A 23,887-nucleotide genomic window follows, 5' to 3' on the forward strand; every position below is an offset into this window, starting at 1 on the left:
CGGTCGTGCGCCGGGGTGTGCGGTCATGATCACGGCTCGGGTCGGTGGCCGGGTTCGTCGCCGACGATCAGGGCGCCTCTCACCGCACGGCCTCCTGCTCGCCCGGGGGCGGCACCGCGGGCGGGGACGGCGCGGCGGGCAGGGAGACGACCATGGTGAGGCCGCCGCCGGGGGTGTCCTCGGGGGTGAGGGTGCCGCCCATGGCCTCGGCGAGCCCCCGGGACAGGGCGAGGCCGAGGCCGAGGCCGGTGGTGTTGTCGTGGTCGCCCATGCGCTGGAACGGCGCGAAGATCCGCTCGCGGTCGGCGGGGGCGACACCGGGGCCGCGGTCGGTGACGCGCAGCTCGACACGGTCGGCCAGGGCACTGGCCGCCACCATCACGGGCGTGCCCCGCGGGCTGTGGCGGACGGCGTTGGTGACGAGGTTGGCGACGACGCGTTCCAGCAGCGGCGGGTCGGCCTCCACGTCGGGGACGTCCTCCAGGCCGAGTGCCGTGACGGCCTCGGGCGTCCCCGGGGGCAGGCCGTCGAGGGCGCGGGGGACGATCTCGGCGAGGGCGGTGGGCTCCAGACGGAGGGTGAGGGCGCCGGCCTGGAGGCGGCTCATGTCGAGGAGGTTGTCCACCAGCCGGTTGAGCCGGTCCAAGGACTCCTCGGCGGTGGCGAGGAGCTCGTCGCGGTCCTCCTCGGAGAACTCCACGTCCCGGCTGCGCAGGGAGCTGACCGCGGCCCACCCGGCGGCGAGCGGGCTGCGCAGGTCGTGGCTGACGGCGGCGAGCAGAGCGGTGCGCATGCGGTCGGCCGCCTTGACCGGCTCCACCTCGGCGGCGGCCTCGGCGAGCCGGGCGCGCTCCAGGGCGGCGGCGAGGTGGGCGGCCAGGGCGGACAGCACTCGCCGCTCGGACGCGGCCAGGGCGCGGCCGCGCAGCACCAGGTCGTGGCCGGGGCCGACGGGGACCCGGGCGGACACGCCGTCGTCGGGACGCCGCCCCAGGCGGTCGCCGTCCTGTCGGGGAACGAGATCGGCGGCGTCCATGCCGAAGATCTGCCGGGTGCGCTCCAGCAACTCCGGCACGGCCTGCTCGCCGCGCAGCACGCTGCCCGCGAGGGACGACAGGGTGGCCGCCTCGGCGGTGGCGCTCGCGGCCCGCCGGGACAGGCGCAGGGAGCGGTCCACGACGGCGGCGACGACGACCGCGACCACGGCGAAGACCGCGAGGGCCAGGATGTTGTTGGGCTCGCTGATGGTGAAGCCGCCCATGGGCCGGATGAAGAAGTAGTTCAGCAGCAGCGAGGCGGTGACCGCGCACAGCAGGGCGGAGGCCACCCCGCCCAGGCAGGCCACGCCGACCACGGTGAGCAGGAACAGCAGCGCCTCGCTGGTGAGGTTCAGGCCGCCGCGCAGGCCGTGCAGGGCGACGGTGAGCAGCACGGGCAGGACGAGCCCGGCCACCGGGCCGGCGACGCGCCGCCAGGTGGGCAGGTGGCGGCTGCCCCGGGAGGGAAGCAGCCGGGTCCCGCCGGCCCGCTCGTGGCTGACCATGTGGACGTCGATGTCGCCGGACATCCGGTTGGTGGTCTCGCCGATGCCGCGTCCACCGAGGAACCGGGCCAGCCGGCCGCGCCGGGAGGTGCCCATGACGAGCTGGGTGGCGTTCTCGGCGCGGGCGAAGTCCAGCAGCGCGGTGGGGACGTGGTCGCCGACCACGGTGTGGAAGGTGCCGCCCAGGCTCTCCACCAGGACGCGCTGCTTCGCCAGTACCGCGGGTGAGGCCCCGGCGAGGCCGTCACCGCGCGCCACGTGCACGGCGAGCAGGTCGCCGTGCCCGGCCCGGTCCGCGATCCGGCCGGCCCGGCGGACCAGGGTCTCCCCCTCGGGCCCGCCGGTGAGGGCCACCACGACGCGTTCCCTGGTCTCCCACACCCGCCCTATGCGGTGCTCGGCGCGGTACTCCTGGAGGAACTCGTCCACCCGGTCGGCCACCCACAGCAGGGCGATCTCGCGCAGCGCGGTGAGGTTGCCGACCCGGAAGTAGTTCGACAGGGCCGCGTCGACCTTCTCGGGGGCGTAGACGTTGCCGTGCGCCATGCGGCGGCGCAGCGCCTCGGCGGGCATGTCCACCAGCTCGATCTGATCAGCGGCGCGTACCACCTCGTCGGGTACCGTCTCGCGCTGCGGCACCCCGGTGATCTTCTCCACGACGTCGTTGACGGACTCCAGGTGCTGGATGTTCACCGTGGTCAGCACGTCGATCCCGGCGGCGAGCAGCTCCTGGACGTCCTGCCAGCGCTTGGCGTTGCGGCCGCCCGGGACATTGGTGTGGGCCAGCTCGTCCACCAGGGCGACCCTGGGCCCGCGGGCCAGCACCGCGGCCAGGTCCATCTCGGGGAAGACGCCGCCCCGGTACTCCCTCTCCGCGCGCGGCAGGATCTCCAGGCCGGCCAGCATCGCCTGGGTGCGCGGGCGCCCGTGGCACTCCACGAAGCCCACGGCCACGTCGGTGCCCCGCCCGGCCCTGCGCCGGGCCTCGTCCAGCATCCGGTAGGTCTTGCCGACCCCGGGGGCCGCCCCCAGGAAGACCTTGAGCCTGCCGCGTCTCACCGATGCCTCCTCTTCCTCCCCCCAGTGTCACGCCTGCCGGCCGCGCGGCGGGCCCCGCGGCCGGCAGGCGCGAGCGCTCGCCGGGCAGGTCAGCGCAGCCTCGCCAGCGCCAGGTTCAGTTCGAGGACGTTGACCCGCCGCTCCCCGAGGAAGCCGGCCGCCCTGTCCGCCACGTGGTCCTCGACCAGGGCGCGGACCCGCGCGGGAGGCAGGTGCCGGGCCTTGGCGACCCGGTCGGCCTGGAGGCGGGCGTAGGCCGGCGAGATGTCCGGGTCGAGGCCGGAGCCGGAGGCGGTCACCGCGTCGGCGGGGACCCGCGCGGGATCCACGCCGTTGAAACGCGCCACCTCGGCCTTGCGTTCCTCGATCGCCTCGATCAGCGTGCCGCTGTTGGGCCCCAGGTTGGAGGCGCCGGAGGCCAGCGGGTCGTAGCCGCCCACCGATGGGCGTGGCTGAAACCAGACGGGGTCCGGCCTGCCGTCGGCGGTGGTGAAGTTCTGGCCGAGCAGCCGGGAGCCGACCACCCTGCCGTCCTGCTTCACCAGCGAGCCGTCGGCCTTGTCGGAGAAGGCGGCCTGGGCGACGCCGGTGACCAGCAGCGGATAGGCGATGCCGGTGATCACGGTGAACACCAGCAGCATCCGCAGCGCCGCCAGGTGGTGCCGCACCAGGGTGGGCAGATGGGTGGACATCACGTCGCCTCTCTCAGCGCAGTCCGGGGATGAACTGGACGACCAAGTCGATGAGCTTGATGCCGATGAACGGCAGGACGAGGCCGCCCAGGCCGTAGATCCGCAGGTTGCGGCCGAGCAGCTTCGACGCGGACATGGGGCGGTAGGGCACGCCGCGCAGGGCGAGCGGGATCAGCGCGACGATGATCAGCGCGTTGAACACGATCGCGGAGGTGATGGCCGAGGTGGGGCTGTGCAGCCGCATGACGTTGAGCGTGTCCAGGCCCGGGTGGGCGGCCGTGAACATCGCCGGGATGATCGCGAAGTACTTCGCCACGTCGTTGGCGATCGAGAAGGTGGTGAGCGCCCCCCGGGTGATCAGGAGCTGCTTGCCGATCTCCACGATCTCTATGAGCTTGGTCGGGTCGGAGTCCAGGTCCACCATGTTCCCGGCCTCCTTGGCGGCCGAGGTGCCGGTGTTCATGGCCACGCCGACGTCGGCCCGGGCCAGCGCCGGGGCGTCGTTGGTGCCGTCCCCGGTCATCGCGACCAGCTTGCCGCCCGCCTGCTCCCGCCTGATCAGGGCCATCTTGTCCTCGGGCGTGGCCTCGGCGAGGAAGTCGTCGACCCCGGCCTCCTCGGCTATCGCCCGGGCGGTGAGCGGGTTGTCGCCGGTGACCATGATCGTCCTGATGCCCATGCGGCGCAGTTGCTCGAACCGCTCCCGCATGCCGGCCTTGACCACGTCCTTGAGGTGGATGACGCCGAGGACACGGGCCGCGGTGCCGTCGGTGCCGGTGACGACCTCGCCGACCACCAGCGGGGTGCCCCCGGCCGCGCAGATGCCGTCGACCAGCGGGCCGACGTCGTCGGTGGGGCGGCCGCCGTGGTCGCGGACCCATGCCAGCACCGAGGCGGCCGCGCCCTTGCGCAGCGCCCTGCCGCCGTCCAGGTCCACCCCGGACATCCGGGTCCGGGCCGTGAACGGCACGAACCCGGCGTGCCCGGGCTCTCCCTCCTCCCGCCCGCGCGACCCGTGGCGCTCCTCGGCGAGGACGACGATGGAACGCCCTTCCGGGGTCTCGTCGGCCAGGGACGAGAGCCGGGCGGCGTCGGCCAGCTCCGCCACGGTCACGCCGTCGGCGGGCAGGAACTCGGCGGCCTGCCGGTTGCCGAGGGTGATGGTGCCGGTCTTGTCCAGCAGCAGCGTGTCCACGTCACCCGCCGCCTCCACGGCCCGGCCGGACATGGCGAGCACGTTGCGCTGGACGAGGCGGTCCATCCCCGCGATGCCGATCGCGGACAGCAGGGCGCCGATGGTGGTGGGGATCAGCGCGACGACCAGCGCGGCCAGGACGGTGATGTTCTGCTCGGCCCCGGCGTGGATCGCGAACGGCTGAAGGGTGACCACCGCCAGGAGGAAGACGATCGTCAGCGACGCCAGCAGGATGTTCAGCGCGATCTCGTTCGGCGTCCGCTGCCGGGACGAGCCCTCCACCAGGGCGATCATGCGGTCGATGAACGTCGCCCCCGGCTCGGACGTGATCCGCACGACGATGCGGTCCGACAGCACCTTGGTGCCGCCGGTCACCGCCGACCGGTCGCCGCCCGACTCGCGGATGACCGGGGCGGACTCCCCGGTGATCGCGGACTCGTCCACCGCGGCCACGCCCTCGACGACGTCGCCGTCCCCGGGGATCACCTGGCCGGCCTCGACGACGACGAGGTCACCGAGCCGCAGTCGCGTGCCCGGCACCTCCTCCTCCGGCAGGCCCGTGGCACCGGGCCGCCAGTCGCCGGTGATCCGGCGGGCGACCGCGTCGGTCCTCGCCCTGCGCAGGGTGTCGGCCTGCGCCTTGCCCCGGCCCTCGGCCACCGCCTCGGAGAGGTTCGCGAACAGCACGGTCAGCCACAGCCAGGCGGTGATCACCCAGGCGAACACCGACGGGTCCCCGACCGCGAACAGGGTCGTGACCGCGGCCCCGACCAGCACCACGAACATGACGGGGTTGTGGACCATGACCCGCGGGTCCAGCTTGCGCACCGCGTCCGGCAGGGAGGCGACGAGCTGCCCGGGGTCGAGCAGGCCCCCGGAGACCCGGCGCCCGCGCCCCGGGCCCCCGGGCGCGGGCCCCTCGGCGACCGGGGGTTCGACAGTGGTCACGGACATCAGTGCAGACCCTCCGCGAGCGGCCCCAGAGCCAGGGCCGGGAAGTAGGTGAGGCCGACGACGATCACGATCACGCCGGTCAGCAGGCCGACGAACTGCGGCCGGTGCGTGGGCAGCGTCCCCGCCGTCACCGGCACCGGCTGCTGCCGCGCCAGGGACCCGGCCAGCGCCAGCACGAACACCATGGGCAGCAGCCGCCCGAAGAGCATGGCCAGGCCGAGGACCGTGTCGTACCAGACGGTGTTCGCCGTCAGCCCGGCGAACGCCGAGCCGTTGTTGTTCGCCGCCGAGGTGAACGCGTACAGCACCTCGGAGAAGCCGTGCGGTCCGGTGTTGAGCATGCCCGCCCGCTCTCCCGGCAGGGCCATCGCCAGCCCCGAGCCGGTCAGGACGATCGCGGGAGTGGTGAGGATGTACAGGGCGGCGAACTTCATCTCCCGCGCGCCGAGCTTCTTGCCCAGGTACTCGGGGGTGCGCCCCACCATCAGGCCGGCCACGAACACCGCGACGATCGCGAGGACGAGCATGCCGTACAGGCCGGAGCCGGTGCCGCCGGGCGCGATCTCGCCCAGCATCATGTTGAACAGCGTCATCCCGCCGCCGCCCGGGGTGAACGAGTCGTGGAAGGAGTTCACCGCGCCGCACGAGGTCAGCGTCGTGGACACCGCGAACAGGGCGGACGCCCAGATCCCGAACCGCTGCTCCTTGCCCTCCATCATCCCGCCGGCCGCGTCACCGGCGGCGCTGCTCACCGAGTGCAGCTCGTGGTGGGTGACGACGGCGACGGACGCCGCCCAGATCAGGCCCATGACGGCCAGCACCGCGTAGCCCTGGCGGTGGTCGCCGACCATCCTCCCGAAGGTGCGCGGCAGGCAGACCGCGATGACGAGCAGCAGATAGACCTCCAGCAGGTTCGTGAACGCGTTGGGGTTCTCGAACGGGTGCGCGGAGTTCGCGTTGAAGATGCCGCCGCCGTTGGTGCCCAGCAGCTTGATCGCCTCCTGGGAGGCGGTCGGGCCGGTGATGATGTGCTGTGTTTGGCCCGTGATGGTGGAGATCGACCCGATGCCGTCGAGACTTTGCACCACGCCGCCCGCGACCAGCACGATCGCGAAGACGAACGCGAGGGGCAGCAGGAGCCGGAGCACGATCCGGGTCAGGTCCACCCAGAAGTTGCCCACCCGGTCGGTCCTCTTCCGGGTGAAGCCGCGGATCAGCGCGGCGACCACCGCGATGCCGACCCCCGCGGACACGAAGTTCTGCACCGCGAGGCCGGTCATCTGCACCAGGTGGCCCAGGGTGGACTCCCCGGAGTACGCCTGCCAGTCGGTGTTGGTGACGAAGGAGGCGGCCGTGTTGAACGCCAGGTCCGGCGCGACCTGCGGCATGCCGAGCGACAGCAGCAGATGGTGCTGCAACCGCAGGAAGCCGTACAGGAACAGCACCGAGACGGCGGAGAACGCCAGGACGGAGCGGAGATAGACCGGCCACCGCTGGTCGGCGTCGCCGTCGATGCCGCCGAGCCGGTGGACCAGCCGTTCGGCCCTCAGGTGCTTCGGTGAGGACAGGACGTGGGCGATGTGGTCGCCCAGGGGGCGGTAGGTCAGGGCCAGCGCCCCCACCAGGGCCAGAATTTGCAGCCAGCCCGCGAGAGTGCCGTTCACTGGAACCGCTCCGGGTGGATCAGCGCCAGCACCAGGTAACCCACCAGGCACACGGCGACGACCAGCCCGACGACGTTCTCCGCGCTCACAGCTTCTCGACCCCCCTGGCCACCAGCGCCAGGACGGCGAACACCACCACGGTGAGGAGGACGAAGGCCAGGTCTGACATCAGCGAGACACTCCGGAACGGTCAAGGGAAAGGGCCGCCGGCAGGAACCGGCACGCACAGCAAACCCCTCCGGAACGCCCGGCAGGAGGGCCCTTAGCGCTTTCCTGACGGCGCACGGCCGAGCCTTGACGCTTCGTTGACGCCCCCCGGCCTCGTCCCCCCGGCAGCGCCCCCCTCATGGTGTCCGCGCGCACACATCGGACGGAAACTGTGGTGTCCCGCCACATACGCCGCTGACCTGGGCCTTTCTGCCTTGTGCCGATACGTGTACGTCCGGCAACCCCATGGAAGTGGTGCTCATGGCCTCCCCGGCAAGTGCTCCTCCGGCCTCTGCCCCGCTGCGGCGTGTCGTCGCCGCGAGTCTGCTCGGGACCACCATCGAGTGGTGCGACAACTCATTCGAACGGGGCTGTCACCTGCGTGCTTGCCGCGAATGAGCCCTGTTGGTCAGCACCGGGTCAGCACGGGATGCCGGACGGCCGCAGTTCTGCTTCAGGGAGGGTCCGGAAAACGCACGTGCCGACCGGCGTCTCGGACTTCACGGCGTCACGCTGAGTAGTCGATGTTCGGGTCGAATCATGCCGCTTCGCGCACAAGATGGCCGTGAGTGGTGCGGTCCGCAGGCGTGTGGTCGAGCGGCTTGCGGCGTGGGCGACTCCACCTGCTGACCGGCACCCACCGCCTCCAGGGAACCCCGGCCTTCGCGGCCGGGGTTCCTCTCACCTCCGGCGCCGCCGTCGCGGCCCGGCCCGTGCGCTGTGCCGGCTCGTCGCCGTACTCCGACTCCCATGTCTTCGAGAACCAGTGGGTCCCGCGGGAGCGCCTCCTGGAGCGGCTCGTGACCGAGCGGCCGCCGTGGTCGATCCCGGATTCGACGCCCGGTGCGTCCGATGACTGCCAGGGAAGCTGGCGAACCGCGACTGGGCTGCGGTTCTGCCGAGCCCCTCGGGGCGACGCGTTCCCGATGACGCACCACGTTGAGCGTGTCGCGATCCTTGAACCGGCCGCGAAGGGCTCTGACCTGCGGTTTTCACGTACGCATGACGTGCGCTGTGGGCGTTGCGGGCGATATCTTGACGCTGAAATGACGCTCGGGGCGCTCATTTGACGCTCATCTCTGATGAGCCGTCAGAGCACTCTACGTTGGGTCAGACGGTCTGCTGGCCGCGCAGGCGTGGCACGTCACCCACGCGCCGGGGGGCGTCACCCTCGCTTTCCCCGTAGCGGCGCCCGAGGCGCCGTTACACCGGCGGAACGGCTCAGGCACCCCCTGGCATCCGCCGCCGTCGATGGACTCTCGCATCGTGGCCACGAATGCCGTTGCCTGTTCGGTCGGCGCCTCGTCGTCAGTCTCGCCGAGCGCGATGACCGCCGCCGTACCGAGCGAGACGGCTTCCTCTGGGTCCGTCGTCCACAGGGCTGACGAGAGCAGGAAGAGCGCTCTCCCCCCGTGGCGGTCCCGGGCCGTCCGGTGGAGCGTGATCGCCTCGCGGACCGCTTCAGTGGCCCGGTCCGTGAGCCCGAGCACCTCCCACACCTTGCCCAGATTCATCAGCGCCTTGGCTTGCACGTGGGTGGCGCCGGCCTCCTTGAGCAGGTCACTCGCCCTCATCAGCATCCGGGCGGCCTCGGCTGGCGCACCCGCCTGGAGTCGGCTGGTGCCGAGGTTCGTCAGGGCGACGCCTTCGCCGCGCTTGTCCCCGAGGTCGCGGCAGAGGGCGACAGCCTTCTCAAGGATGCCCGACCCGTCACCGAGTCCGCCCACACGCAGCGCCGCCGCGGGTCGGCTCCCGGTGCTCGGCCGCGCCCTCGACGTCCACGTCCACGCGGCGGGGCACCCGCTCGTGCCCGTCGAGCACCGCGCAGCGCGGCTTCCTCCCCGGTCCTCTTCCCGACTTCGGTGCGGCGGAGCACCGGTGGCCGGTCTCCCGATGGGCGGTGGCCGTCGCGCCGTCGCCCGTCCCGAGATCCGAGACGCTCGTCACACCTGGCCGGTTCTCCCTGTTGTGGGCTGCGCCGCCCTTCAAAGATTGATTGAGAACTAAACCACTTGGCCCGCAGTCAGTGATCACTCACATATCGACGAAGGACACGATGGTGACGAGTTCAGCAGCCAGGCCACGACGGGACGGACGAGAGGTTCAGGCGAGCGGCGGGGAGGGTCCCCGCAACTGGCGCAAGGCGCTGGGGCCGGTGGTGCGAGTGGCCGTCGGGTCGCTGGTACCCGGTGAGCCACCGCGCACCGTGCGGGAGAGCCCGGAGCACGTCAGAGCGCTGGCCGGCGCGCCGGGTGAGCTCCCGCCGATCATCGTGCACCGGGCGACCATGCGCGTCGTCGACGGCCTGCACCGGCTGCGCGCCGTGGAGCTCAGGGGACAGGAGTTCATCGCCGCGCGGATGTTCGACGGGGATGAGTCCGACGCGTTCATCCTCGCGGTTCAGGCCAATCTGACGAGCGGGCTGCCGCTGTCCGTCGCCGACCGCAAGGCGGCCGCCCTGCGCATCGTCACCTCACACCCGCACTGGTCGGACCGCATGATCGCCTCCGCGTCCGGGCTGTCCGCGAGAACGGTGGCCGAAGTCCGGCGCAGCCACCCGGCGCCGACCGCGCTGGGGCAGAGCAGGGTCGGCAGGGACGGGCGGGTGCGGCCGGTCAACGCCGCGGAGAAACGCAGGATGGCCTCGGAGCTGTTCCGGCGGAACCCCGACCTCTCCCTGCGGCAGGTTGCGAGGGCTGTGGGCATCTCGCCGGAGACGGCTCGGTCGGTGCGCAACCGGCTCACGCGCGAGGGGCAGCAGGACCCGTCCGGGACCGTGCGGCCCGACGGCCCGGCGCGGACGGACGAGAGTATCGTGGCGGCCGGTCGGCGGGGATCGCCGGCGGCGGACGTCGGGCGCACGGCGGCGCCGGTGGACCGCGCCGAGGTCATCCGGCGCCTTCGGGTGGACCCCGCGCTTCGCTACAGCGACGACGGGCGGGCCCTGCTGCGCCTGCTCCAGGCCCACGCCCTGAGCGACGAGCAGTGGACGGCCCTGCTGGACAGCGTCCCCGCCCACCGCCGGGGGATCCTCGCCCACGTGGCGCTGGACTGCTCGCGGGTGTGGCTGCTGGTGGCGCGGATGCTCGGGCGCAACGCCCCGCACTCGGTGTAGCGGGGGGCGGGCCGGGGGGGGCGGCGGGGCGGGCGGACCGGGGTGTCCAACCGGGGAAGATCTTCTGTTGGACACCCGGCGGGCTGGCTACCGTGATCTCGGTCGGCGTGCGAACTCCCGTACGAGCCGACCGCGTCCCCCGTTCCCCCCTTCCCGGGAGGTCCGCGCATGTCGGAAACCGAGGCGACATCCCCCGCGTTCGAGGACGAGAAGGAGCTCCGGCGCCGCCACCGGGCCGTGGTCGAGGATTACATGAGCAGGCAGGGCCCGGGGCGTCTGACCCGCTATCTGCTCTTCACCGAGGACGGCCACGGCGGCCTGTACACGGCCGACACCGTGGAGCCGCTCGTCTCGCGGGGCCATGGGAAGCTGAAGGCGCACGGCGAGTGGTCGCTGAAGTGCTTCCCCGACTGGCGCTGGTACAACATCGAAATATTCGAGACCCAGGACCCGAACCGCTTCTGGGTCGAGTGCGACGGCGAAGGCGCGATCCTCTTCCCCGGGTATCCGCCGGGCCACTACAGGAACCACTTCATCCACACGTTCCTGCTGAGGGACGGGAAGATCGTCGAGCAGCGCGAGTTCATGAACCCCTACAACCAGCTGCGCGCGCTCGGCATCGAGGTCCCGGTCATCCGCCGCGACGGCATCCCCACCTGACATGCCGGAGGAAGCGGACGTGAAGGCCGACCTGACGGCGGCGCGCGAGGTCGTCGAGGTGATCACCGGTGGATGGCGGGCGCAGGCCCTGTACACCGCGGCCAGGCTCGGCCTCCCCGACCACATCGCGGCGGGCCGCGTCACCGACGCCGAGCTGGCCGAGGCGACCGGCGCGAAGGAGGAGGGCATACGCCGCCTGATGCGCCTGCTGGTGGCGATGGGCGTGTTCCAGGGCGGCCCGAGCACCGGTTACACGGGCACCCCGGTGAGTGCCGCGCTGCTGGAGCGTCCCGGGAGCATGCGGGACATGTGCCTGCTGTACGGCGAGGAGTTCTACACCGCGTGGGGGCGCGCCGCCGAGTGCCTCACCACCCTGACGGCGGGGTTCGAGCTCGCCTACGGCGAGCCGCTGTACACCTACCTCGACGGCCACCCCGACCTCGCCGACCGCTTCCAGCGGACCATGAAGGCGGGCAACATCTTCTTCGACCACGTGCCCGAGGTCTTCGACTTCTCCGGCAAGACGGTCGTGGACTGCGGAGGCGGCAACGGCCATCTGCTGTCGGTGGTCCTGGGCGCCGCCCCGGACGCCCGCGGCAAGCTGCTCGACCGCGACCACGTGATCCCGATCGCGCGCGAGTACCTCTCCCGCACCGTCGGCCCGGACCGGGTCGAGCTCTTCGGCGGCGACATGTTCCAGGCGGTGCCCGAGGGCGGCGACGTGTACCTGTTCTGCCGGGTGCTGGCGGGCTGGTCCGACGAGGCCGCCGTGACGGCGTTCGAGCACGCCAGGCGCGGCATGGCGGGCCCGTCCTCCCGGCTGCTCGTCCTGGACCGCATGGTCGTGGACGAGGGCTCCACGGTGCTGCCCGCGCTGTGGGATCTGCACCTGCTGATGACGACCGGCGGCCGCCACCGCTCCGTCGAGCAGTTCCGCACCCTGCTGGACCGGGCCGGTTACGAGGTCGAGCGGATCGCCGAGCTGCCGATGGAGACGACCGCGCTGATCGCCGCGCCCCGCTCCTGACGACACGGACACGGAAGCAGTCACCCGATGACCGGCATACCGAGCATCGCCCCGTACCCCCTGCCCACCGCGCGCGGCCTGCCGGAGAACACCGCGCGATGGACCCCGGACCCGGAACGCGCCGTGCTGCTCGTCCACGACATGCAGCGCTACTTCGTGGGCGCCTTACCCGAGCCCCTGCGCTCCGAGCTGGTCCGCAACGCCGCCGCGCTCCGCGGGCGCTGCGCCGCGCTCGGCGTGCCCGTGGCGTACACGGCCCACGCCGGGCGGATGACGCAGGAGGAGCGCGGCCTGCTCAGGGACTTCTGGGGGCCGGGGATGCGCACCGACCCGGCGGACCGGGAGGTGGTGCCCGATCTCGCCCCGGCGGAGGGCGACTGGCTGCTCACCAAGTGGCGGTACAGCGCGTTCTTCCGCACGGACCTGCTGGACCGCATGCGCGCGGCAGGCCGCGACCAGTTGCTCCTGTGCGGGGTGTACGCGCACATCGGCGTACTCGCCACCGCGATCGAGGCGTTCAGCCACGACCTCCAGCCGTTCCTGGTCGCCGACGCCCTCGGCGACTTCTCCGCGGCCGACCACCGCCTCGCCCTGGAGTACGCGGCCCGGCGCTGCGGAGTGGTCGTCCCGGCCGAGGCGGTGTGGCCGTGACCGCGCCGCCCCCGCTCCGTCGCGACCTGCTGGCGCGGGTCCTCGCCCTGGAACCGGACGCCTTCGCGCTGCTCCACCGTCCCGAGAGCGGCACCCCGGGCACCGTCGACGTCCTGATCGGGGAGGTGACCTGCCCCGGGGCCCTGGCGGACCTCCCCCTGGACGAGGGAGGGCCCGCCACCCCGCGCCACGACCTGCTGGCCGTCGTGCCGTACCGGCAGCTCGCCGAGCGCGGGTTCCCCGCGCCCGACGACGGCACGCCCCTGGTCGCGATGACCGTCACCGGGCAGGAGACGGTGCCGGTGCACGACCTGGTCGACAGGGTGCCGCGGGTGCCGACGCTTCTGACGGGGCGCCGGTTCGAGCGGGACGACGACCGGTACGCAGAAACGGTTCAGCGGATCGTGGCGGACGAGATCGGGACCGGCGAGGGCGCCAACTTCGTCATCAAGCGCTCCTTCCTCGCCGAGATCGGCGACTACTCGCCGCGCCACGCCCTGCACTTCTTCCGCAACCTGCTCGCCCAGGAGCAGGGCGCCTACTGGACGTTCCTCATCCACACCGGGCAGCGCACCCTGGTGGGCGCCACCCCCGAGCGCCACGTCTCGCTGCACGGCGGGAGGGCCGTGATGAACCCGATCAGCGGCACCTACCGCTACCCGCCCGGCGGGCCGACGCTGCGCGGGATCACCGAGTTCCTCGCCGACCGCAAGGAGACCGACGAGCTGTACATGGTCCTCGACGAGGAGCTGAAGATGATGGCGCGGATCTGCGACGGTGGCGGCCGGGTCCTCGGCCCGCGCCTGAAGGAGATGGCCCGGCTCGCCCACACCGAGTACCTGATCGAGGGCCGCACCGGCCGCGACGTCCGGGAGATCCTTCACGAGACGATGTTCGCCGCGACCGTCACCGGCAGCCCGCTGGAGAGCGCGGCCCGCGTGATCAGCAGGTACGAGCCGGAGGGGCGGGGGTACTACAGCGGGGTCGCCGCGCTGGTCGGCCGGGACGACCGCGGCGAGCGCGTCCTCGACTCCGCCATCCTCATCCGCACCGCCGACATCGACCCCGGCGGCCGGGTGCGGATCGACGTCGGCGCGACGCTGGTGCGGCACTCGGACCCGCGGTCGGAGACCGCGGAGACGCGCGCCAAGGCGTCCGGGCTGCTCGGCGCCCTCCAGGACGACACGGGCCCCCGCTTCGCGGACCACCCGGAGGTCGTCACCGCCCTGCGGAACCGCAACGTGGACCTCGCGCAGTTCTGGCTGCGGCCCGCCGCGGAGCGGCGGGCCGCAGGGGTCCCGGGCCTGGCAGGGGCGAAGGCGCTGGTGATCGACGCCGAGGACTCCTTCACCGCGATGATGGCCCATCAGCTCTCCGCGATCGGGCTCGAGGTGGTCGTCCGGCGCTTCGACGCCGCCCACGCCTTCGACGGGTACGACCTGGTGGTGCTGGGCCCGGGCCCCGGCGATCCGCAGGCCGAAGGCGATCCCAAGATCGCCAGCCTGAGGGCGGCCGTCGGCACACTGCTGGCCGAGCGCCGCCCGTTCGTCGCCGTCTGCCTGAGCCACCAGGTGCTCAGCGCACGGCTCGGCCTGCCCATCACGCGCCGGGAAGTCCCCAACCAGGGGGTGCGGCGGGAGATCGACCTGTTCGGCGCCCGCGAGCGCGTCGGCTTCTACAACACCTACGCGGCCCGCGCCGGCGAGGACAAGCTCGACCTCCCCGGGATCGGCACGGTGGACGTGAGCCGGGACCCGGACAGCCGCGAGGTGCACGCGCTGCGCGGCCCCCGCTTCGCCTCCACGCAGTTCCACGCCGAGTCGGTGCTCACCGTCGACGGGCCGCGCCTGATGTCCGAGATGATCCAGGGGGTGCTCAGCCGGCCATGAGAGTGGACATCGCCTGGTGGGACCTCGACGGGACACCGCAGACCATCGACTCCCTGCGCGAGCACCTGCGGGACGGCGGCGCCGAGCCGTGGGCCGAGGTCCCGGGACTGCGCCTGAAGATGTGGTTGGCGGACCGGGAGGGGAACCGGTGGGGCGCGGTGATGCTGTGGGAGGCGGAGCGGCCCCCCGTCCTCCCGCCCAACCGCGCGGCCGAGCTGATCGGCCACCCGCCCACCCAGCGCCTGAGCTTCGAGGTCGAGGCCGCGGTCGAGGGTATGCACACGCTCCCCGGACTCCACGGCCTCGGCCCCGTGTTCGCGCCCTAGAGATCCCAGGGAGGACCCCGTGCACGAGTACACGGTCGTGGACGCCTTCGCGCGCCGACCGCTCACCGGCAACCCCGTGGCCGTCTTCTTCGAGGCCGCCGACCTCACCGCCGAATCGATGCAGCGCATCGCCCGGGAGATGAACCTGTCCGAGTCCACCTTCGTCCTGCCCGCCAGGCAGGGCGGTGACGCCCACATCCGGATCTTCACCCCGGTCAACGAGCTGCCGTTCGCCGGCCACCCCATCCTCGGCACGGCCGTGGCGCTGCGCCACGCCCTCGGCAAGGACATCCTGCGCCTGGAGACGGCCATGGGCGTCATCCCGCTCGAGCTCCGCGACGACGACGGCGCCACCGCGGTCCGGATGCGGCAGCCGGTGCCCACCTGGGAGCCGTACGAGCACGCGGCCGAGCTGCTCGCCGCGCTGGGCGCCGCCTCGCCCACCGCGCCCGTCGAGATCTACCGCAACGGGCCCCGCCACGTGTTCGTGGGCGTGGAGACCGTGGCCGCGCTGTCGGCGCTCACCCCGGACCACCGCGCGCTGGCCCGGTTCCCGGACATGGCCGCCAACTGCTTCGCCGGGGACGGCACCCGGTGGCGCACCCGGATGTTCTCCCCCGCCTACGGGGTGGTCGAGGACGCGGCGACGGGCTCGGCGGCCGGACCGCTCGCCATCCACCTGGCCCGGCACGGGCTCGCCGCCTACGGGCAGGAGATCGAGATCCTCCAAGGGGTCGAGATGGGCCGCCCGTCGCTCATGCTCGCCACCGCCGAGGGGACGGGCGAGCAGGTCCACGAGGTGCGGGTCGGCGGCCACGGGTGCGTCGTCGCCCGCGGCGCCCTCTACGTCTAGCGAGGTTCACATGGACACCAGCAGGCTCGAAAGTCTCAGCGGTGAGGTCGATCTCGACTTCCCCGAGTACGCGGCGCCGCCCCCGGAGCCCATGGGGCTGGTCCAGCGGTGGATCGAGGAGGCCACCGCGCGCGGCGTGCGCGAGCCGCGCGCGCTGGCGCTCGCTACAGCGGACGAGCACGGCCGGGCCTCCACCCGCATGGTCGCCGTCCTCGAGGTGTCCCCGCGCGGGCTGGTGTTCACCACGCACAGCACCAGCCAGAAGGGGCGCGAGATGGCCGCCACGGGCTGGGCGTCCGGCGTGCTCTACTGGCGCGAGACCGGCCAGCAGCTCGTGCTGTCGGGGCCGGTGCCGCGGCTCACCGACGAGAAGGCCGACGCCCTGTGGTTCGCCCGCCCCGCCCCGCTGCACGCCATGTCGGCGGCCTCCCGGCAGAGCGAGCCCCTGGACGACGCCGAGGCACTGCGCGCGCACGCCCGCGACCTGGGCGCGGCCGGCACGCCCCTGCCCCGCCCCGCCCGGTTCGCCGGCTACCGCCTGGAACCGTCCGTCGTGGAGTTCTGGTGCGCCGCCTCCGACCGCCTGCACCGCCGCCTGCGCTACGACCGGGACGGGGACGGCTGGCGGGCGAGCCGACTTCAGCCCTGATGCCCTGAGTCCTTGGTCTGCCGTTGGTTCGGGTATGGGGCGTCCTTGGGCCGAAGCCGGCGGAGTTGGTGTTGCAGGCTGCGCCGGTTGAAGAAGACCATGCACCTGCCGCCAGCAGGTGGACTTCGAGACCGGCATCCTGTACATCGATCGGCAGGTCACGCAGGACGGGGAAAACGAGAAGCCCAGGACCCCACGGCAGAAGGCTGCCATCAAAGGGCGTGGCCGTGCTCACTGCGTTCGCCATCTCAAGTGGCGCGATCAGGATGAGGGACGTGCGGTGCCGATGCCGGCGACCGTCGCGGCGAAGGTGCGGCGGCACATCGAGGAGTACGGCACCTGTCGCGTCGAGAACGGCCTGAACCGCATCGAGGACGACTGCCTGTTTTCGAACGTGGGACGCACCAACATCCTCATGTACTCGCTCGTGGACCGGCTGTGGCGAAGGGCCAAGCAGGCCGCGGGGATCACAAGGAGGATCACTCCTCACTGGTCGAGGCACTTGTTCGCTTCGGCCGGACTGTCCAAGGGCGTGCCGGTGACGGACATGGCCGAGTGGCTCGGTCATCGCGACCCCGAGATCACCTACCGGACGTACGCCCACGTCGTGCCCGACGCGCCGCAGCGCCCGCGTGCGGTCATGGACTCGGTGTTCGACCTGGACTCCGAGTTGTCCCTCCCCCTGTCCTCCGAAGCGCTCGTCGAGGCCGCGTAGCCGGCCCCGTCCACCGGTTCTCTCGGTCGGCGGTCGGCGGTCGGCTGTGCTGAGACTGCGCGTATGTCGAGGTCGGGCTGCGCGGCCCGCGGTCCTCTTCGGTGCGGTTGCCGGTCAGGCAGTGCCGCGGGTGAGGCGGCGAGGGGGTGAGCCGTCGAGCCCTGGTCCCGTCCGTGCGGAATGTCGGAGTTCAACGCTGCGTAGTCAGCACCGAAGCAGCACGGGAGTCGGCACCGGGTGGGCAGAACGTGCGGAATGGTGCGAGTCCGGCAAGGTGCTGTCCGTGCTCGCCGAAGCTCCCGGGCGGCAGGTTGCCCTCCTCGTGGTGTCCGCGCGCACACATCGGACGGAAACTGTGGTGTCCCGCCACATACGCCGCTGACCTGGGCCTTTCTACCTTGTGCCGATACGTGTACGTCCGGCAACCCCATGGAAGTGGTGCTCATGGCCTCCCCGGCAAGTGCTCCTCCGGCCTCTGCCCCGCTGCGGCGTGTCGTCGCCGCGAGTCTGCTCGGGACCACCATCGAGTGGTACGACTTCTTCCTCTACGGGTCGGCCGCCGCGCTGGTGTTCAACGAGCTGTTCTTCCCCGACTCCGACCCGCTCGTCGGGACGCTGCTGTCGTTCCTCACCTACGCGGTGGGCTTCGCGGCGCGGCCGATCGGCGCGTTGGTGTTCGGGCACTACGGGGACCGGCTGGGACGCAAGCGGCTGCTGGTGCTCAGCCTGCTGCTGATGGGCGGGGCCACCTTCGGCATCGGGCTGCTGCCCACCCACGCCACGGTGGGGTCGCTGGCGCCGGTGCTGCTGACCGCGCTGCGGCTCGTCCAGGGGTTCGCCCTCGGCGGGGAGTGGGGCGGGGCGGTGCTGCTGGTCTCGGAGCACGGCGACGCGCGGCGGCGGGGGTTCTGGGCGTCGTGGCCGCAGACCGGGGCGCCCGCGGGGCAACTGCTCGCCACGGGCGTGCTGTCGGCGCTGACCGCGCTGCTTTCGGACTCGGCGTTCGAGTCCTGGGGGTGGCGGGTGCCGTTCCTGCTCTCCGGGGTGCTGGTGATCGTCGGGCTGTGGATCCGGCTGTCCGTGGACGAGTCGCCGGTGTTCAAGGAGGCGCTGGCCCGCGCCGAGCAGCGCCGGGCCGAGGTGGGCGCGGTGGAGCAGCCGCCGCTGGTGGCCGTGCTGCGGCACCACTGGCGGGACGTGCTGGTGGCCATGGGCGCCCGGATGGCGGAGAACATCGGCTACTACGTCATCACCGCGTTCGTGCTGGTCTACGCGACCGAGCACGTGGACGTGGACAAGCAGACCGCGCTGAACGCGGTGCTGGTCGCCTCCGCGGTGCACTTCGCGGTGATCCCGGCCTGGGGCGCGCTGTCGGACCGCGTCGGGCGGCGCCCGGTCTACGCGCTGGGCGCGGTGGGCGTGGGCGCCTGGGCGTTCCCCTTCTTCCAACTGATCGACACCGGGGACTTCGGCGTGATGGTGCTCGCGGTCACCGTCGGGCTGGTCTTCCACGGCGCGATGTACGCGCCCCAGGCGGCGTTCTTCTCCGAGATGTTCGCGACCCGGATGCGCTACTCGGGCGCCTCCATCGGCGCGCAGTTCGCCTCGGTGGCCGCGGGGGCGCCCGCGCCGCTGATCGCCACCGCGCTGCTGGCGGACCACGGCAGCGCCACCCCGATCGCGCTGTACGTCATGGGGGCGGCCGTGCTCACCCTGATCGCGGTGGCGGCGGCCCGGGAGACGCGCTGCCGCGACCTGGCCGAGCACGACGAGGAGCCGGCGGCGCGGGAGGCCGCCGACCCCGAGCGGTCACGGGACGCCAGGCCCGTCCGCGGCTGAGGGACCGGGCGGCGGGCGCGGACCGGCACGAGAGGCCGGTCAGCGCCCGACGGCCGCGGCGAGCCGGTGCAGCCGCAGCGCCAACTGGATCTCCAGCGCCCGCGGCGGCTCCTGCCAGTCGGGGCCGAGCAGCCGCCCTATCCGCTCCAGGCGCTGCGCCACCGTGTTGACGTGGACGTGCAGCGCGTCCTTGGCCCTGGCCGGGCTCATCCCGCAGGAGAAGTAGGCGTCCAGGGTGCGGGCCAGCTCCGTGCCGCGCCGCTCGTCGTAGTCGAGCACCGCGCCGATGGTGCCGCGGACGAACCCCTCGACCCGGGAGCCGTCCCGGGTGTCGGCCAGCAGCAGCCCGAGGAACCCGAAGTCCTCGGCGGCGGCGCCCTGCCCGGACCGGCCCAGCAGCCGCAGCGCGCTCAGGCAACTGCGGGCCTCCGCGTACGCCTCCGCGACGGCGCCCGGCGCCGCGGCGGGCGCCTCCACCGGGGCGGAGGCGCCGACGGTGACGGGGGCGTGGACGGCGGAGCCGAGGTGCGCCGCGGCCCTGCGGGCGGTCCGCGAGGCGCTGTCGCCCGGGGCGAGCGGCAGCAGCAGCACGGTGCCGCCGTCCCGGGTGGCGGCCAGACCGTGCCGGGTGGCGGCCAGGTGGGCGGCGGCGGACCACAGGCGCTGCCGCCCCGCGGTGTCCTCGGCGTCGCCCGCCGCCCCCGCCCTCGGGTCGCCGTCGGGGGTGTCGATCCGCGCGGCGAGCACGACGTGCGGCGCGTCCAGGTCCGCCCGCAGCCGGGCGGCGCGTTCCCGCAGCAGCCGCGGCGCGCGGTCGGGGGCGTCCAGCAGGTCGTCGAGCAGTTCGCCGCGCACCCGCCGCTCGGCCTCGCCCGCGGAGCGGCGGGCCAGCAGCAGCAGCGAGGTCACCATGGCGGCCCGCTCCAGGGTGCGCTGGTCCACCGGGTCCAGGCGCGGGTGGCCGTGCAGCGCCAGCGCTCCCAGCAGCTCCCCGCCCGCGGACACGGCGGCCACCCAGCCGTCGCCGTGGCGCACGGCGCGGCCGTCGGCGCGGGACCGGTCCACGGCGGCCACCGGGCACCGCTCCGCCTCGACGAACTCCACGGTGCCGCTGAGCACCTCGGCGACCGCGGCGGCGACGTCGTGCACGCCTCCGCCGCGCAGCACCAGCTCGGTGAGGCGGTCGTGCACCTCGGCGGCGCGTTCGATGACGGCGCTGCGGTCGCGGATGATCTCGTTGGCCGCCTCCAGGTCGGCGAGCGCGGAGCGGGTCTCGGCCAGCAGGTTCGCGGTGTCGATGGCCACCGCGGCGTGCGCGGCGAACGAGCCGAGCAGCGCGATCTGCTCCCGTTCGAAGACGCGCGGCCTGCGGTCGGCGGCGAACAGCACCCCGGTCACCCCGCCGCCGAGCAGCAGCGGCACGCCGAGGATCGCCACCAGGCCCTCCTCGCGCACGCCCGCGTCGATGGTCCGGGTGTGCTGGAAGCGCGGGTCGTCCAGGTAGCTCTCGGTGGCGTAGGGGCGGGCGGTCTGCGCGACCAGGCCGCCCAGGCCCTCGCCCATGCCGAGGCGCAACTGCTGGAACCGGGCGGACACCGAGCCGTCGGTGACGCGCATGTAGGTGTCGCCCGCCGCGCGGTCGTTGAGGGTGAGGTAGGCGACCTCGGTGCCCAGCAGGGAGCGGGCGCGCTGCACGATCGCCTTCAGCACGGTGTCCAGGTCCCGCAGCCCCGCCAGGTCGTGGGCGGTCTCGAACAGCGCCGACAGCTCCGCCTCGCGCCGCCGCCTGCCCTCCAGCTCGCCGCGCACCCGCAGCGCCGTCAGCTTGGCGCGCTCCAGCGCGGCGAGCCGCTCCGGCGCCGCCCCGTCGGCGCGGGCGCGCAGCACCGGCCGCTCGTACGCCTCGGCGGGCGCGCCGTGGGCGAGCAGCCGCAGATACGGCGCCTCGGGCGGCTCGTCGTGCGGCGGCGCGTCGGGTGGCGGCGCGTCATGTGGCATGGGGCCAGCATGCCGTCCGCCCGCGGCCGGGGCGCCCAGGGGGTCGCGGGCGGCCGGGGCGCCGTCCCTCAGTGGGCGGTCCATCCGCCGTCCATCAGCAGGGAGGAGCCGGTGACGAAGGAGGCGTGCGGCGAGCACAGGTAGGCCACGGCCTCGGCGACCTCCTCCGGCTCCACCAGCCGCTTCACCGCCGAGTCGGCGAGCAGCACCTCGCCGACGACCCGCTCCGGCGGGATGCCGTGCGCGGCGGCCTGGTCGGTGATCTGCTTCTCCACCAGCGGGGTGCGCACATAGCCGGGGTTGACGCAGTTGGACGTGACGCCGTGCGGGGCGCCCTCGAGCGCGGCCACCTTCGACAGGCCCTCCAGGCCGTGCTTGGCCGCCACGTACGCCGCCTTGTACGCCGAAGCGCGCACCCCGTGCACGGAGGAGATGTTGACCACGCGGCCCCAGCCCCGCGCGTACATGTGCGGCAGCGCGCCTCTGATCAGCCGGAACGGGGCCCGGAGCATGACGGTGAGGACGGCGTCGAACACCTCGGGCGGGAACTGCTCGATGGGCCGGACGAGTTGCAGCCCGGCGTTGTTGACCAGGACGTCGGTTCCCGCGGCGGCCGCCTCCGCGGCGTCGAGGTCGGTGAGGTCGAGCACCTGGGGCACCACGGACCCGGCGAGGCCCCCGGCCCGCCCGGCGGCGTCGGCCAGCGCGGCCAGCCCGTCCTCGTCCCGGTCCAGGGCGCGCACGGTGGCCCCGGCGGCGGCCAGCCGCAGCGCGCAGGCCCGCCCGATGCCCCCCGCCGCCCCGGTGACCAGGGCGGTCCGGCCCGTGAGGTCGAGGTCGGCGCCGCCCGGGGCGGGCACGGCACCCGGCCGCGGCCCCGGCTCCTGCGGGGTGCGGGCGGCGGTGCGACGGACGGATTCCGGTGTGGTCGGCGCACTCATGGGGGGCAGCCTAGGCACGCCCCGCCCCGGCACCGATGTGGCGGCGCACCACACTTTCCCGCCCCCGCACGGGCGCGGACCACGTGGGGGCGCGCCGACCGCGGTGTCGTACCCGGTGGCTAGGGTGCCCGGCATGACCGACGAGCAGGCGCTGATCGAGCAGACCCTCGCCGCGTGGCGCAGGATCGAGGCGTGGCTGGAGAGGTGGGCGCCGCGGAGCCACCGGCGTCTGCCCCCGCCCGCGGCGGAGGACGCCGTCCTGGCCGTGGAGCGGGACCTGGACCTGGTGCTCCCCGCCGACCTCCGGGCGTTCTACCGCCTCCGCGACGGCACCGGGCCCGGCGTCGACTTCGAGTGGGCCACCTGGGACGGCCCGCTGCCGATCCCGCAGGACCAGTGGGACCCGGAGCTGGAGCCGAGCGGGTACCTCCTGCCGGAGGGCGGAATGGCGCCGCTGGAGAAGCTGGCGCACTGGGTGGACGGGCCCGCGGGGTACGAGCGCGAGGCGGACCCGGGGCAGCGGTACCTGCCGTTCGTCGCGTCGGACCCGGACGGGTTCTACGGGCTGTTCGCCGACTGCACCCCGGGCCCCGGGTACGGCGCTCTCGGCGGGTACGGCGAGGCCGACGCGCCCACCCCGGGGCTGTGGCCGTCGTTCGCCGGCTACCTGACCGAGGTGGCGGACGCGCTGGAGGAGGGGCGGGGCGTGGGCGGCGACGGGTACGTGCCCGGTCTGCTGGCCGGGTGCCTGCGCTGGGACGACCCGCACTCGCCGCTGGAGCCGGGCTGGGCGCCGGTCCCCGGGCGGGCGGCGCGGGCCGCCGCCGGGGAGGGCGCGCCCGGGGCTCCGGGGCCGCCCGGGTAGCCCCGCCCCGGGTTCACGACCACGGCAGCGACGACCTGGCGCTCCAGTACTCCGCCGCGGGCTCCGCCATCGCGGCCAGGCGGTCCAGTTGGTCCGGTGTCAGCCGCAGCTCGGCCGCGGCCAGGTTGGCGGCCAGTTGGGCGACGGTGGCGGCGCCGGACAGGACGAGGTCCGCCCACGGCCGGGCCGCGACCGCGGCCAGCGCGACGGTGTCGCAGGCGGCGCCGGTCTCCTCGGCCACCGCCCGCAGCGGGGCCGTCCCGGGTCCGGTGGCGCCGCGCGCCGCCAGGCGGCCGTTCGCCACGCCCTCCTTGACGATGACGGCGCGGCCCGCGGCGTGCGCCTCGGCGAGCGCCTCGCCCGCGGAGGGCTCCAGCAGGTTCCAGGTGGCCTGCACCGAGCGGAACAGCGGCTCGCCGTCCACCGTGACCGCGAGGGCGGCCCGCACCGCGTCCGCCTGCGCCGGGCCGCTGGTGGAGATCCCCACCGTCACGCCCCGGCCGGCGAGCGCGGCCAGCTTCCGGTGCAGGGCCGCGTCGGTGAGCGCGGGGCTGTCCGGGGTGACCGAGTGGACCTGGTACAGGTCCAGGCGCCCGCCGAGCAGCGCCCGGGTCTCGGCGAGCTGGCGGTCGAAGGCCGCCGCGCCGTGGTCCTTCACCTCGTGCACCTCCGCGTCGGTGCGCCAGCCCGCGGTGTAGGTGTAGCCCCACTTGCTGCCCACCACCACCTCCTCCCGCGCCCGCGGCCGCGCCCCCAGCCACCCGGCGAGGAACTCCTCCGCCCGGCCGTAGGAGCGGGCCGTGTCGACGTAGCGCACGCCCCGCGCGTACGCGGCGTCCAGCAGTTCGTGGCAGCGCTCGCGCAGCGCGTCGGGCGTGCGCGCGGCGGGCAGGTCGGCGTCCCGGCCCAGGGTGATGTAGCCGGGCCGCCCGACGGCGGCCAGCCCGATCCCGAAACGGGCGGCGGGAGCCGCCGCACGGGTCGGCGCGGCGGTGAGGCGGTCCAGGGGCATGGTGCTCCGTCCGGGAGGCGCGGGAGGGCGGGC

At 73.7% G+C, this 23,887-nt stretch carries 20 protein-coding genes; 11 read left to right on the forward strand and 9 right to left on the reverse strand.

What is annotated here, in order from left to right; translation table 11 throughout:
• Window positions 1–79 precede the first annotated feature (79 nt).
• The 6 genes from ACYVO2_RS24685 to ACYVO2_RS24710 form a co-directional block, all read right to left on the reverse strand.
• The gene (locus tag ACYVO2_RS24685) at window positions 80–2,602 is read right to left on the reverse strand and encodes an ATP-binding protein (RefSeq protein WP_461010161.1); all 2,523 of its coding nucleotides are present in this window, start codon (window positions 2,600–2,602) and stop codon (window positions 80–82) included.
• Between the two features lie 89 nt (window positions 2,603–2,691).
• Window positions 2,692–3,294, reverse strand: coding sequence for a potassium-transporting ATPase subunit KdpC (kdpC, locus tag ACYVO2_RS24690; protein ID WP_461010162.1), 603 nt, complete (start codon window positions 3,292–3,294; stop codon window positions 2,692–2,694).
• Between the two features lie 13 nt (window positions 3,295–3,307).
• On the reverse strand, window positions 3,308–5,443 hold the full coding sequence (gene kdpB, locus ACYVO2_RS24695; RefSeq protein ID WP_461010163.1) for a potassium-transporting ATPase subunit KdpB: 2,136 nt from the start codon (window positions 5,441–5,443) through the stop codon (window positions 3,308–3,310).
• Window positions 5,443–7,107 (reverse strand): potassium-transporting ATPase subunit KdpA, encoded by a 1,665-nt coding sequence (gene kdpA / locus ACYVO2_RS24700; RefSeq protein ID WP_461010164.1) that lies wholly within the window; start codon window positions 7,105–7,107, stop codon window positions 5,443–5,445. The genes kdpB and kdpA overlap by 1 nt, the downstream gene beginning before the upstream one ends.
• A complete protein-coding gene (kdpF, locus tag ACYVO2_RS24705; protein WP_461010165.1) occupies window positions 7,104–7,196 on the reverse strand; it encodes a K(+)-transporting ATPase subunit F in 93 nt (30 codons plus the stop codon). The genes kdpA and kdpF overlap by 4 nt, the downstream gene beginning before the upstream one ends.
• A gap of 1,218 nt (window positions 7,197–8,414) precedes the next feature.
• Window positions 8,415–9,041 carry a hypothetical protein gene (locus ACYVO2_RS24710; RefSeq protein WP_461010166.1) on the reverse strand — a complete coding sequence of 209 codons (627 nt, stop codon included), beginning with the start codon at window positions 9,039–9,041 and terminating at the stop codon, window positions 8,415–8,417.
• A 428-nt stretch (window positions 9,042–9,469) separates the two neighbouring features.
• Between ACYVO2_RS24710 and ACYVO2_RS24715 the strand changes: the two genes are divergently transcribed.
• The 10 genes from ACYVO2_RS24715 to ACYVO2_RS24760 all read left to right on the forward strand — a co-directional run bounded on the left by ACYVO2_RS24715 (window position 9,470) and on the right by ACYVO2_RS24760 (window position 19,038).
• Window positions 9,470–10,429: a ParB/RepB/Spo0J family partition protein gene (locus ACYVO2_RS24715; RefSeq protein WP_461010167.1), complete on the forward strand. Its 960-nt coding sequence runs from the start codon at window positions 9,470–9,472 to the stop codon at window positions 10,427–10,429.
• 168 nt (window positions 10,430–10,597) lie between these two features.
• Complete coding sequence (locus ACYVO2_RS24720) at window positions 10,598–11,089, forward strand: PhzA/PhzB family protein (protein ID WP_461010168.1); 492 nt, start codon at window positions 10,598–10,600, stop codon at window positions 11,087–11,089.
• 1 nt (window position 11,090) lies between these two features.
• Window positions 11,091–12,116, forward strand: coding sequence for a methyltransferase (locus ACYVO2_RS24725; RefSeq protein WP_461010169.1), 1,026 nt, complete (start codon window positions 11,091–11,093; stop codon window positions 12,114–12,116).
• Window positions 12,117–12,143: 27 nt separating this feature from the next.
• Window positions 12,144–12,767 (forward strand): isochorismatase family protein, encoded by a 624-nt coding sequence (locus tag ACYVO2_RS24730; protein ID WP_461010170.1) that lies wholly within the window; start codon window positions 12,144–12,146, stop codon window positions 12,765–12,767.
• Window positions 12,764–14,656: an anthranilate synthase family protein gene (locus ACYVO2_RS24735; protein WP_461010171.1), complete on the forward strand. Its 1,893-nt coding sequence runs from the start codon at window positions 12,764–12,766 to the stop codon at window positions 14,654–14,656. Before ACYVO2_RS24730 ends, ACYVO2_RS24735 begins: the two co-directional genes overlap by 4 nt.
• Complete coding sequence (locus tag ACYVO2_RS24740) at window positions 14,653–14,982, forward strand: hypothetical protein (RefSeq protein ID WP_461010172.1); 330 nt, start codon at window positions 14,653–14,655, stop codon at window positions 14,980–14,982. Before ACYVO2_RS24735 ends, ACYVO2_RS24740 begins: the two co-directional genes overlap by 4 nt.
• A 19-nt stretch (window positions 14,983–15,001) precedes the next feature.
• Entirely contained in the window at window positions 15,002–15,835 is an 834-nt protein-coding gene (locus ACYVO2_RS24745; protein WP_461010173.1) for a PhzF family phenazine biosynthesis protein, read from the forward strand.
• 10 nt (window positions 15,836–15,845) lie between these two features.
• Window positions 15,846–16,484, forward strand: coding sequence for a phenazine biosynthesis FMN-dependent oxidase PhzG (gene phzG, locus ACYVO2_RS24750; RefSeq protein ID WP_461010174.1), 639 nt, complete (start codon window positions 15,846–15,848; stop codon window positions 16,482–16,484).
• Window positions 16,485–16,602: 118 nt separating this feature from the next.
• Window positions 16,603–17,199: a tyrosine-type recombinase/integrase gene (locus ACYVO2_RS24755; protein ID WP_461010175.1), complete on the forward strand. Its 597-nt coding sequence runs from the start codon at window positions 16,603–16,605 to the stop codon at window positions 17,197–17,199.
• A gap of 444 nt (window positions 17,200–17,643) precedes the next feature.
• A complete protein-coding gene (locus ACYVO2_RS24760) occupies window positions 17,644–19,038 on the forward strand; it encodes an MFS transporter (RefSeq protein ID WP_461010176.1) in 1,395 nt (464 codons plus the stop codon).
• 39 nt (window positions 19,039–19,077) lie between these two features.
• On the opposite strand, the gene ACYVO2_RS24765 is transcribed toward ACYVO2_RS24760, so the two are convergent.
• Both ACYVO2_RS24765 and ACYVO2_RS24770 read right to left on the reverse strand, forming a co-directional pair.
• Complete coding sequence (locus ACYVO2_RS24765) at window positions 19,078–21,036, reverse strand: helix-turn-helix domain-containing protein (protein WP_461010177.1); 1,959 nt, start codon at window positions 21,034–21,036, stop codon at window positions 19,078–19,080.
• Window positions 21,037–21,104: 68 nt separating this feature from the next.
• On the reverse strand, window positions 21,105–21,977 hold the full coding sequence (locus ACYVO2_RS24770; protein WP_461010178.1) for a 3-hydroxybutyrate dehydrogenase: 873 nt from the start codon (window positions 21,975–21,977) through the stop codon (window positions 21,105–21,107).
• A gap of 133 nt (window positions 21,978–22,110) precedes the next feature.
• Here ACYVO2_RS24770 and ACYVO2_RS24775 point away from each other — a divergent pair, with 133 nt between their 5' ends.
• Window positions 22,111–22,842: an SMI1/KNR4 family protein gene (locus ACYVO2_RS24775; protein WP_461010179.1), complete on the forward strand. Its 732-nt coding sequence runs from the start codon at window positions 22,111–22,113 to the stop codon at window positions 22,840–22,842.
• Between the two features lie 13 nt (window positions 22,843–22,855).
• On the opposite strand, the gene ACYVO2_RS24780 is transcribed toward ACYVO2_RS24775, so the two are convergent.
• A complete protein-coding gene (locus ACYVO2_RS24780; protein WP_461010180.1) occupies window positions 22,856–23,854 on the reverse strand; it encodes an aldo/keto reductase in 999 nt (332 codons plus the stop codon).
• Between the last annotated feature and the right edge of the window lie 33 nt (window positions 23,855–23,887).

The sequence above is a fragment of the Streptomyces capparidis genome, assembly GCF_054782095.1.